This is a genomic window from Apibacter sp., assembly GCF_025291155.1.
Classification (GTDB): domain Bacteria; phylum Bacteroidota; class Bacteroidia; order Flavobacteriales; family Weeksellaceae; genus Apibacter.
Window position 1 is genome coordinate 14,681 of sequence record NZ_JAMBJZ010000005.1, and the last position, 12,623, is coordinate 27,303.

A 12,623-nucleotide genomic window follows, 5' to 3' on the forward strand; every position below is an offset into this window, starting at 1 on the left:
TATTAAATAAAAAATTCACTTAGTTTTTCGTTAATCCATTCCGGATTTAGAATTGGTATATTATGATCACCTGTTCCTGAAAATAATGTGGAATTAGGAATATAGGATTTTAAAAGTTTACCATCCGGTAAACAATCAGATTCATTTCCATAAAGTAACAAAGTTTGATTTTTTATGAGACTCATATTTTCTTGCGAAGAAAACCCCTTATCTTTAATTAAATCCTGAGGCATCGAAGTTCTATGAAGTAAAAAATTAAATAATTTTTTACTTTTTTCAAGTTGTTTATTATTTGGAGTAATATTTGTTGAAATACTATAATTTTTCATATAGTGTTCTAAAAATTCATTACCGTATTTTTCTAGAATAGCTTCGGTATCTCCATTTTTATCAGTAATTGGAGAATCTATAATAGCTATTTTTTTTACTTTTTCAGGGTAATGTATGGCTGTATATAGAGAAATCAATCCTCCAAAACTATATCCAACCAGATCAACTTTTGATAAATTTAAATAATCTAATAGTTCTAACAGATCTTGAGATAGAGTTTCTAGATCATATCCCATATCCATTTTACCACTAAGGCCGTGGCTACGTAAATCATACATAACCACGCGGTATTTTTTAGCTAGTTCCGGAGCTATATTAAAATAAAATATTGAAAGATTAGTAAACATCCCGTGAACCATTACAATGGTTTCTGAAGCTTCTTGATTTAATTCTAATATATGAGTTTTTCTATTATTTATTTGAACTATTGGCATCTACAATATAATTAACGACATCGTTGATTGATAAATTGATTAATTGCTCCATTTCCATACCTGATAACCATCCGTTAAAATCAATATTGTCACCATAGGCAGCTTTTACTTTTTCAGCAAATGAAACAATTTCAATACTGTCCATTTCTAAATCTCTTGTGAATACGCTTTCAGGCTCAATATTTAATTCTTCAGCTACATCTTCACCGACAACTTCAGCTATAAAATTTTTAAGTGATTTAAAAATATCTTCTTTTTGTTTTTCTATAGAGTCCATCCAATTATAAATTTATTATTATGTTTATTTGTTTTTATTATTGTATCATTAATGGTTAAGTTTTCACCATCAATAGATGCTATTTCATACTGTTTAGGGTTTCCTTTAAGTCCCACCCCTAACATTTTTCCATAAGCTTCTTTGGCAACCCAAAATCGGGTGCTCCATTCTGCTATATCTTTTGATTTTATTAGGTCTAATTCCTTTTCTGTAAATGCTATATCTAAGAAGCTTTTGTCTCTTTTTTCGATAATTTCAAGGTCAATGCCTACAGGTTTATGGGATACCATGCATACGGTATTACTTCCTTTATGAGCGATTGAGATTTCCAATCCTTTAGTTTCGGGAACCCCATGTATTGAAGGCTTGTTATTTGAATCGTGTTGGATTGAAAATTCAATAGGGAAATATTTTTTTCCGCAAAGATTTTTAATATGATCTCTTACACTATCTTTAACACATACACGACTAATTAAGAAATCTTTTTTCTTATTTAACATTAAAGAATCGTAATGTCGTTTTTCTTCCGTATTTAAATAGATATGCATTAAGAAATCCTGATTCACAGCTTTTTTATATTTATCATAAAAGAAATAAATTCCAGGAGCTATTTCCTTTGCTAAGATATGTTCTGAAGGGTTCATATTAGTATTCCATAATTGATCATCAAACCCTTCAAAGATTTGGCTCTTCCATCCTTTAATAACACACCAAACTTTACCGTCTCTCTTCATAATAATATCAGCAACGGCCAATTTATTTTCAAAAGACTTTTGAAGACATATGCATTCAAAGATTCCTTCTTGATCAGCTACGTCCTGATAAAAATTAATTTCTTCTATTTTTACTGGGAAACTTACTTTAGATTCATCTTTTAACATTAGTTGAAGATATAATCCATAAAGCTGACCAATGGTATCAAGTAAAGATCCTTTACCAAAAGATTTCTTTACGATTCCTCTTAATCCTTTTTTAGAAATGTTTGTGACTTCTAAAATACCCTGATATCCGGGACCGTGAAACATATTATCTTTATAAATTATTTCAGGAGAAGGAGGAATAACTTCGTTCTCTCCCCAATCAATATCTTTAAGATAAACAGGATCTAAATTCGGATAAGCGTCTCCTAAAGTAACCTCACCATTGGCAAAATTTTTAATTTTTAACGAAATCAGATTTTCTGTCTTCCAAGTTCCTTCAATAGTGTGATGAAATGGCTTAAATACTTTCATCCATTGGAATACACTGACTGGCCCTAAACGTAAAACCTTTTTATTTAAATTTTGTTTATGGGCTGTCTCAATTAATAGCTCAAAAGTCATGGTCATAGGTATAACCGGACATATATCTTCGATGACAGTCCAATGTTTGGGTTGCTTAAATAAAGAATGATCAATTATATAAGGATGATCTTTTAGCTCTATATATAGATCTTCTACAAAATTACTACCCACTTTTGTTATTTCAGGAATTTCAACTTGAGAAACAACTGGCTGCTGAGTAATATATTCATTTCTTTGAACAGGGTTAATAGTTGTAAAGTTTGTATTAGTAGTAAATTGTTTTTGATTTTTAACTATTTCTGCAAACTCCTTTTGCATCAGAATCAACTCTTGTGTATAGTCATTCATGGCCTGGATAACCGGGTGATTTGATTTGATAAAAAGAGAATTTATTGATTCTGATTCTGAAGTATGATGAACTTTATATTTATTAGTTAATTCTTGTAATAAAGGAAAGTCTTTTATTAATGATTGGCTATCATAAACATGCATCTCATTTGCAGAATAATTTTTATCGGTTTTAATACCCATTAAAGAAATGTTAAAATCTCTCCCTTCAATAAATAATAAAGCGATGACTCTTCTCAACTGTTCTAAAGTAGAAACTCTTAGTGCGGTTGCTGAAATTGCAGCATACTTTTTATTTCTAAGAATATCATCTATAAATCCAATAAGACTTCCGCTACCAATTTGTATGAAAAACCGAGCATTTTCTTTTTTATATAATTTTTCAATTAATTCGCGAAAAAGAACAGCCTGCGTTAGATGCTTTAAAGTCAAGTCTCTAAATGAGTCAAAATCATGAGGATAGACGTCTAATGTGGTAGCTGACCAAACAGGAATATCATTTTTCTGGATTTTTATATAATTGAGATCTTCTAATAAATAAAGTTTCTTTTTTAAGAATGGAGAATGAAACCCTGATTTGAAATCTAAAATTTGATAAAATAGACTTTTATTTTTTAAAATTTTTATTAATTCATCTTTTGCCTGTTCTGTTCCACATAATAGTACTTGACTTGGACAATTATCATTAGATAAATAAAGGTCAGGGATTTTATCAATTATAGGTTGTACTGTTTCAGCTCCTGCACCTATGGCAATGAAATATACATCGTCCATTTTATATTTTTCCGGATCCATAGAATTTAGTAAATTTTCTACAGATTCATTTGAAACAAGACCTCCGGCTTTGGCAGCAAACCATTCCCCTAAGCTATGTCCTGCAGTCATATCGGGAACAACACCTATTTTTCTTAAGGCTTCAACTATAATTTCACCTCCATGAAATTGCTTAAATGCTTGATCAAGTAATAAGTTTCCTGTAATTCTTTCTTTAGGAATTTTGAAGCCGAAATGTTTAGAAAGGCTATCTACTTCCGGATTTGAAGAAAGATCAAAACCTGGAAATAAAAATACTATTTTTTCATTATTTTGTAATAAAGGTTCATTTGAAAACCAGATATCTTGTCTGCCTTTCCAAGGTTTATCTTTTGAAATAAGTTTTTTGGCTTTTTCAATCCTTTCAGGAGTTGGATTAAATAAAACTAATCGATAGGTATCGTTTGGATTTGAAATGGAAAAGTTTTTTTTATCTAAGGCTTCTAATAATGCTTCTTTAGTTGGTGAAGAAAGTGCTACGGCCTCAGTTTCAAAGTCCGGTAATAAGGTTGTTTCTTCCTTCGAATGATGATAGGCTTGTAGTACGGTATGGGCACTTGTTCCATCAATTCCAAATGTACTAATTCCTGCATGTAAAGGTATATTTTTTTCGTCCCAATCAGTTATTTCCGTAACAGGTATGATCTGAGTGTTTTGAAGAATATTATCTGGTTTTTCGCAATGTAAAGTTGGCGGGATTTTCTTATTATATAAGGATAATGCGGTTTTAATTAAAGCAGCTATACCTGCCGCGGAAATCATATGTCCTATATTGGATTTTACGGATCCAATTAATACTTTTTGATTTTTAAAGAATTGAGAAAGAGTATTCAACTCAATTTTATCATTGTCTTTAATAGCCGTTCCGTTGGCTTCAATATATCCTATATCTTTCGATTTTACTTTCGCTTTTTTCCAAGCTTTTTCAATAGCTTTTTTTTGTCCTTCTTCGAAATTATTCGTCCCGGATGTTATACTCACACCTTTAATAACAGCATAGATACGATCATTATCGGAAATTGCTTTACTTAATTTTTTTAGAACAACGAAACCGGCACCTTCACTTAATAGCAACCCATCAGCCTCTTCACTAAAAGGTTTTATTTCTTGTTTATGTGATAATAAACCTGAGTTTGAAAAAATACTCCAATAGGGAGAATTTTGACTGAATTGCATTCCTCCGGCTATTGCCATATCAACTTCATCATTCAGTAATTCCTGGATAGATTGTTCTATAGCAAATATAGAACTTAACTCAGAAGCATCTATAGTATAGGCCTTTCCTTCTGTTTTAAAATGTGAGGCAACGATTCCCGCAATAGATTTGGCTGTATTTTCTATAATTAAATCGTTTTGTTGTGCACCTTTATCTTTTTGAAAGGCATTTTTTACTTTTTCAATTTCTTCCTCAGAAACTGAAGGGAATACATTTTTAACTGCTAAAGCTATTTGTTCACTTGTATGGACAATATCGATTCTTTTCAGATCATTGGAACTAATATAATTTTCTTTTCCAATAATAATCGAACATTTTTTCAAAGGAACTTTTCTCTCAAATACAGAAGCATCTTCTAATGCTTGGTATATTAATTTTATAATTAATATCTGTATAGGGTCTAAACTCTTGACCCGTTCTGGAGATATTCCTATTTTAACAGGATCTATTGTAATAGGAGGAATAAATCCTCCTTTATTACAGTAAATATAATCTATTTTATTTGAATTATTTTTGAAGTAGGTTGAATCAATTTTTTCTTCGGGAACGTTTGTTATAGAATTGGTTCCATGCACAAGATTGCTCCAGAAATCATTGATATTAGTTGCTCCTGGTAGGAAACAAGACATTCCTACAATTGCAATATCTGTATCTTTCATAGTGTGCTATACTCAGATTCCGAAAAATTGTTTTACACCGTGATCACTTCCCCCCATAATTAAAACTTGGTTATCATTACCATACTTCAATTCATTTACGAATTCTCTAGCACCTTGCTTTAAAGGAATTAAAGCAACCCCTCTTTTATTAAATTCGTTTTCTAATGCACTTGATACCATTCCTGCTCCTTTCCATGGTCCCCAATTGATAGTTAGCACCCGAGCATTTATTTTATCTTTGATTGCCCATGCTGTCATATCAAATACACTGTTTGCAGAAGCATAATCGGTTTGCCCTCTATTTCCATATACAGAAGCAATACTACTGAAGAAAACAATAAATTTAACATCGCTTTGAAGCTCATCTAATATTACATGTAGTGGATTTATTTTAGTGCTATATACTTGTTCAAATGCTTCAAGTGTTTTGTGTGTAAATAATTTATCCACTAAAAGTCCTGCAGCATGAATGAATCCGTCGATTCTTCCATATTGTTTGTAAGTATCTTTTATAAGGCTTCTTAATCTTTTTTCATCAGTTACATCTAGTGAAACATAGGTAACTTTAGAACCGGATTTTTCAATATTGGAAATAGTTTGTATGATATGGTTGGTTTTATCAATTTTTTGTGCTTTTTTCTCAATTTCAGTTGGAGTTTTCATTTGCTCTTCATTGATAAGATATTTACGAATTTCATTTTTATCTTTTAATGAAATGTATTTTTTATCTTCTTCAGTGGGTTCAGCAGACCTTCCTACTAAAATATAATGACAAGGATATTCTGTAGATAATTGATTGGTAAGTTCAGCAGTAATTCCTTGTGCTCCTCCTAATACCAAAACTACAGAATCTTTTTCTAAGTTAAGTTGAGAATTACCATTTACTGATATATCTTCCGGCACTAGGTTTAAACGAAAACGATCAGTCCCTTTATAGATAACTTCAGCAGCAATATCAGATGTTTGTATTTCATCTAAAACGATTTGTGATATACCTTCAGCAGTAAAAAGGGTATTGGATACAATAGCTCTACAATTTATTTTAGAATATTCACGAGCTAAACTTTTTATTAATCCTGGGAAACCTTGAATCTTTTTCAATTCTTTACGATTCTTTTTGCCTTCTAATTCTCCCATAAGGTCGCTGAAACTATATATCCATTTAATACGATCCATATCAGCGCTTTTTATTAAAGTAAATGCGTCTTTAATGGTATAATGTTTAGTAGCTTTAGATGATGCTAAAATTAGTAGACCGTCATAAGAGGAAATATTTGTATTATTATCGGAAATAATATCAACTATGGCTCCTTTAGCTTCAAGAGCTTTTTTTATGTTTTTAGCTAAGGATTTACCATCATCTGTTAAGGCAAATTTTTTACCTTCTATAGTGATTTTTTCGGTTGAATTTATAGAATATTTCTCTAATTCAAAACGAGTTCGTAGAAGGGGCTCATCTTTTTCAGCTTCAAAGGATATTTTATTAACGGTCGGTTTGGCAACAATTTTATTATCGGATTTGTCGGAAGAATCACCATTTGCAAGATCTTCAATCCATCCAATTACTCCATTAAGAGTTTTTATGGAAGCCATTTTTTCAATAGCATCTTCTGATTCTTCAAAATCAGAGGTGATATTTAATTTTTCACGTAATGCACCTATGATTTCCATTCTTTTAATAGAATCAATACTTAAATCTGCTTCTAAATCTAAATCTAATCCTAGCATATCAATGGGATAGCCTGTTTTTTCACTAACGGTATTAAGTAAAGCGTCTTTAATAGTTTCTATTGAAAAAACTTCTTTTTTAGCACTAGGTATAGCTTCAGGCAAAATATTAGTAGCAACAACTATTGCTTGGGATGTGGATTGTTCAGATTTAACTAATTCTTCCATCCAACCAATAACACCACTAAGGGTTTTTATAGAAGCCATTTTTTCAATAGCATCTTCTGATTCTTCGAAATCAGCAGTTATTTTTAATTTTTCTTTTAATGCACCGATAATTTCCATTCTTTTAATGGAATCGATGCTTAAATCTGCTTCCAAATCCATATCCAGACCTAGCATGTCAATAGGATAACCTGTTTTCTCACTGACTGTTTCAAGTAAAGTGTCTTTAATAACTTCAATAGATAAAGCCGGTGTAGTATTTTTAGCGGATACCTGAGCAGGAGTACTTGCTTGTGATGCTACAACGACTTGTTGTTGTGAGGTAACAATAGAATTATTTTGAACTGGAACTTGTATGGTTGTTCTTGCCTGAGGAGCTGCGATAGTTCCTGGATTTTGACCAAAGTAACCTAACATAACGTCTCTTTGGTTTTGTATCATAGATCTCATGTTACCTAAATATTCAAGGATAACTTGGTCAGCTTGAGTAAGATTATTATTCATGGTATGATTATCGGAAATGGCGCCATAATTTAAATTAATTGGTTTACTAATTGGAAGGGCTCCGTTTGGAGGAAGGGTACCTACAGAAGGTACTGCATAATGACCATTGATTAACCAATTTGTTGATTTCTTTTTATAATTTTTCGGTTCATCAAGATTTATAGTTGATACTTTTCTTCCTTCAAATAATTTTTCTAGATCTATATTTCTACCCGTAGCAATGTATTTAGCTAAAGCATGAAGCAAGAAGTTAATACCTTCTTTTTCTTTTTCTTCAGTATGTATGGCCGTAATTTCTTGATTACCTAAAGTAGATTGAACAAGATTTATTAATACTTTGCCAGGACCGGTTTCAATGAAAACTCTTGCTCCTTCAGCATACATTCTAGTAACCTCCTTTGTAAAGTATACCGGATTGATTAAATGTTCAGCTAAACGTTTTTTGATTTCATCTGGTTGTGAAGGATATAATTCGGCAGTTGTATTGGACCAAACTGCTAAATTCGGAGATTTAAAATCAACTTTGCTAAGTTCTTTTAAGTATATATCTTTAGACTTATTTAATAATGGGCTATGAAAGGCACAATCAACAGCTAATTCTCTGTAAGTTATTTTATTATCTGTTAATTTCTTCATAAACTTATCCATGCCGGCAGTGGAACCTGCCATAATAGTTTGTTTATTGGAATTGAAATTTACAGCCCATACTTCTTTTTCTTTTTCAAGTAATAATTTTATTTCAGATTCCGGTAGATTTAAAGCAATCATTTTACCTTTGTCATGACCTACTGCTTCTAAAATCGCATTCGCTCTTTTTCTACTTAAAGAAACCAATTCTTCAGGTTTGAAAACGCCGGCAAAACTTAAGGCAGGAAGTTCTCCATAGCTATGTCCGGCAATCATATCCGGCTCTATTCCCAAAAATCTTAAGAAGCTAGCAATAGCATAATCTACAATACCTAAAGTAGGTTGTGCGTTTTGTGTTTTTGTGATTATAGCTTGTTGTAATTTTTTACTTTCCTCATCGAATACGGTATGGGGGAATAATATTTTTTCATATTCTTTATTCTTAAGCAATAAAGATCTCATTGACGGGAATGCTACAAAAAGATCGCGGGCCATATTAATTCTTTGGCTACCTTGTCCTGAAAACAAAAAGGCTACTTTACCTTCCTTAGGAGCTCTTAAATAAATTCCTGCATCTTCTTTACCAGAAAGGAAAATATCAATTTTATTTTCTAGTTCAAAAGTATTCGAAGCAACTATTGAAGCTTGAATTTCTTTAGTGTTAGCAACAGCTAAACTATAAGCAATATCTTTTATATTTAATGTGCTATTTATAAGTAATAAGTTTTTAATTTTTTGAGCTACTTGTTTGGCTTCTCGTAAATTATCTCCTTTTAAAACGAACAATTCAGAGGGCCATGCAGTTAAGCTGCTTGTAGATGGAATATCTGACTTATAATTTTCCAAAACTACGTGAAAATTGGTTCCACCAAAACCAAAGGCACTAACTCCTGATATTCTTTTTTCACTGCTCCAAATTCCTGCTTTGGTGTTAAATTTAAATGGACTACTATCTTTATTATAAAAAGAATTTGGATTCGTTAAATTAATAGTTGGGGGTTGAATACCGTAATAGGTTGATAAGGCTGTTTTAATTAATCCAGCCATTCCTGCGGCACATTTTGTATGTCCGATTTGTGTTTTTACGGAGCCTAAGTGAGTTTGTCCTACTAATGCCCCGGACTCTAAAAACATTTCGGTTAATGCACTTAATTCAGTTTTATCTCCAACTACAGTTCCGGTTCCGTGAGCCTCAATTAATTCTACCTCAGAAGGTAAAATACCTGCATGCTTATAGGCTCTTTGTAGGGCTTTCATTTGCCCTCTTTTATTTGGAGCGGTCATACCTAAACTTTTCCCATCACTGCTGGCACCGCTTCCTCTGATTACAGCATATATTCTATCACCATCTCTTTCTGCATCTTCCAACCTTTTTACTACAATCATTCCTATACCTTCTCCTAGCGCAATTCCATCGGAATTAGCATCAAAAGAGGCACATTTTCCTTTTTTTGAAAGGGCATGGGTAGCTGAAAACATTAAAAAGTCATTCAGTCCATTGTGTAAGTCAGCACCTCCAATAACTGCAATATCGGTTCTTTTATTCTGTAATTCTTGGCAACCTATATCTACGGCTGCTAAAGAAGCACCACAAGCTGCATCTACAGTATAATTAGTTCCTCCTAAATTAAGACGATTAGTAATTCTTCCTGCTACAACGTTAGATAAAACTCCAGGAAATGAGTCTTCATTTAATTTAGGAAGCATACTTTTTAATTCTTCGGGAAGATCTCCGAAAACTTGTTTAGCGTAACCTCTAAAACCATAGCTAGATGCTAGTTCTGTAGCACCTTCAGCTCCAATTATTACAGATGTATTCTCTCCATCGAAAGTCTTCATGTCATATCCGGCATCTTCTAAGGCTCTCTTTGCTACTAAAAGGCTTAATAATTGTACAGGCTCTATAGAAGCTAATGACTGTGGCGGGATGCCGAATTCTAATGGATCAAAGTCTATGGTAGGTATAAATCCGCCCCATTTTGAAGATACGAAATCTGTATCTCTTGTGTCCGGATTATAGAATAATTCTTTATTCCATCTATCATCAGGAACTTCAGTTATACAATCTTTTCCTGATAGTATATTTTTCCAATATTCTTCTAAAGTTCTTGCTTGTGGGAAAATACCTGCCATTCCTACTATTGCAAGTTTGGAGTTGCTTGACTCCCGGGCAGGTTCTACAAGATTATTCAATTGAGAAATGACTTTATTATTTTCAATAGCCACTTCTTTATGGAGTTCTTTTATAGAGAGAGATTTGCTCCTTAGAGCACCTACCTGGCCTATCATAAACACTCCTTTATCTAATTGTTCGTCACTTGTTAGTTTTACGAGCTCTTTTCCTTGTCTTTCAATACCTTTTGCAGCGATTCTTTGACGCCCTAAATTCATTTCTTCCAATTTCAGCCAAACTTCTTTGGAATCTAAGCCTTCAGCAAATAAACGTTGTTTTTCTTGATCGAAGAGCTTAGTGAAAGGAGTAGGTAAAGCTCTGGTTTCTTGTCCTGGAGCAGCTTCTAATAAAACTGTTTTATCATGAGCTACAGATTGTTTTTGATATTCTTCAGAGATAGCGCCTGTTTTTACAGCTTCCTTGGTAAATAGGTAAGAGGTACCCATTAAAATACCTATTTTAGCTCCTTTTGCTGCTAATGAAGCAGACATGATTGAAATAAAGGCAGAAGAAAATGCATCATGAATTCCTCCAGCAAAGAAAATATTCAAGGTTGAAGGCTGATCGTCTTTTAATAAACGGTAGATTTGCTTCTCCCAAAGTACCATACTAGGCAATGGGCCAACGTGCCCACCACTTTCTCTTCCTTCAAATATAAATTTTCTGGCACCTTCTTTTAGGAACATATCCAATAGAGCTACTGAAGGTACATGTAAAAAAGCTTTAATTCCTTCTTTTTCATAAGGTTTGGCTAAGGAAGGTCTACCGCCTGCAATAATAATAAAAGGAGGCTTATTTTCTAAAATGTATTTCATTTGCTCATCTCGCAATTGTGCGGGAGCAAATCCTAGTATACCAACACCCCAAGCTTTATCTTTAAGTAGGGTATGAGTTTTTTCTACAGCATCTTTAGCTGCTTGTCCTACCATAAGACTCATTGCTATGAATGGAACACCTCCTTCTTTAGCAATTTCATTTGCAAATTCAGGTACATCACTAACCCTAGCCATTGGTCCTTGTGCAATTGGAAATCGGGTTCCCAATTCCTGAGCAAGGGGACTGTGCTCTCCAATAATATTTAAATTTTTAGCTTGTAGTAAATGTCCGTAAGCAGCTTCTTGAATAGCTATAATTAAATTTTCAAGTTTTTTATAACGTTCTACAAAATCTACAGATAGACAGATATCTTGTCCCATTGGAAGTATATTTTGAGAAAGATCAAGACCGCCTAAAAATGGTAGAATATCTTCAAATTTAGGTTGTATAGGTAGTTCAGGAGAATTTTTTCTAAGTAGAATTCTAAAATTGTCAATAATAACAGTTTCACTTCCGCTTAATTTATTAAAAATATTTTTTAATTCTTTAGAAATGCTACATTCTGGAAAAAGAGCGATTTGACTATCAAGTATAATACCTTGCGCTCCCATTGCTAAGGCGGCAGCTGAGGTATGAATACCCATTCCTCCTTGTATGTAAATTTTAGTTTTTAATTTTTTGTGCTTATTTTTTATTCCTTGTAAAAGAACATATGAAGATTCATAAGCCACTTTTCCTGCGCCTTCATTCCCTTTTAATATGATAGATTCCGCACCCATTTTGATGGCTTCTTCTGCCTCATCTAGAGAATGAATCTGGTAAAAAATTTCCACATTTTTTTTAACGGAAATTTTAAAATTAAAGGGAATAAATACTTTGGTAACATTTTCCGGAAGTGAGATGTCTGTCATATTTTCCGAGACGAAACATACTCCAAATGATTCTTTTGTTTTTTCAGAGAGCTCATTTAAACTTTGAATAGCTCTGTTTTTATCTCTTCCCAAATGTAGGATTGGAAAGGCCCCGGTATTAATAGTTTTTAAGGCTAAATCAACGTCAGGTAATTCAAAAGGAGAAAGAACAAATAACGCTTTTTTTTCTTGCATGGCTTAAAAAAATTGTATTTAGTAAATATTTAACTTATCGATGCTTTTTTTCTATTGTAAGATAATCTATGATCATATATTATTAATTAAACATATTTAATTGTTTAATAGTAATGAAATTGAAATGCAAATATAAATAAAAAA

At 32.5% G+C, this 12,623-nt stretch carries 4 protein-coding genes; all 4 read right to left on the reverse strand.

All coding sequences use genetic code 11. The annotated features are described in order from the left end of the window. Window positions 1-2: 2 nt before the first annotated feature. Genes M3Z80_RS01175 through M3Z80_RS01190 form a run of 4 tightly spaced genes read right to left on the reverse strand, consistent with a single transcriptional unit; the run spans window position 3 to window position 12,479 of the window. A complete protein-coding gene (locus M3Z80_RS01175; RefSeq protein ID WP_293916753.1) occupies window positions 3-764 on the reverse strand; it encodes an alpha/beta fold hydrolase in 762 nt (253 codons plus the stop codon). After that, window positions 742-1,041, reverse strand: a complete 300-nt coding sequence (locus M3Z80_RS01180) for an acyl carrier protein (RefSeq protein WP_293916755.1) — start codon at window positions 1,039-1,041, stop codon at window positions 742-744. Before M3Z80_RS01180 ends, M3Z80_RS01175 begins: the two co-directional genes overlap by 23 nt. After that, the gene (locus M3Z80_RS01185) at window positions 1,029-5,360 is read right to left on the reverse strand and encodes a type I polyketide synthase (RefSeq protein ID WP_293916757.1); all 4,332 of its coding nucleotides are present in this window, start codon (window positions 5,358-5,360) and stop codon (window positions 1,029-1,031) included. The genes M3Z80_RS01180 and M3Z80_RS01185 overlap by 13 nt, the downstream gene beginning before the upstream one ends. A gap of 12 nt (window positions 5,361-5,372) precedes the next feature. Further along, window positions 5,373-12,479: a type I polyketide synthase gene (locus M3Z80_RS01190; RefSeq protein WP_293916758.1), complete on the reverse strand. Its 7,107-nt coding sequence runs from the start codon at window positions 12,477-12,479 to the stop codon at window positions 5,373-5,375. Between the last annotated feature and the right edge of the window lie 144 nt (window positions 12,480-12,623).

Coding starts and splice junctions, on each gene's coding strand:
- M3Z80_RS01180 (WP_293916755.1), bottom strand. CDS start 1,041: ATGGACTCTATAGAAAAACAAAAAGAAGATATTTTTAAATCACTTAAA.
- M3Z80_RS01185 (WP_293916757.1), bottom strand. CDS start 5,360: ATGAAAGATACAGATATTGCAATTGTAGGAATGTCTTGTTTCCTACCA.
- M3Z80_RS01190 (WP_293916758.1), bottom strand. CDS start 12,479: ATGCAAGAAAAAAAAGCGTTATTTGTTCTTTCTCCTTTTGAATTACCT.
- M3Z80_RS01175 (WP_293916753.1), bottom strand. CDS start 764: ATGCCAATAGTTCAAATAAATAATAGAAAAACTCATATATTAGAATTA.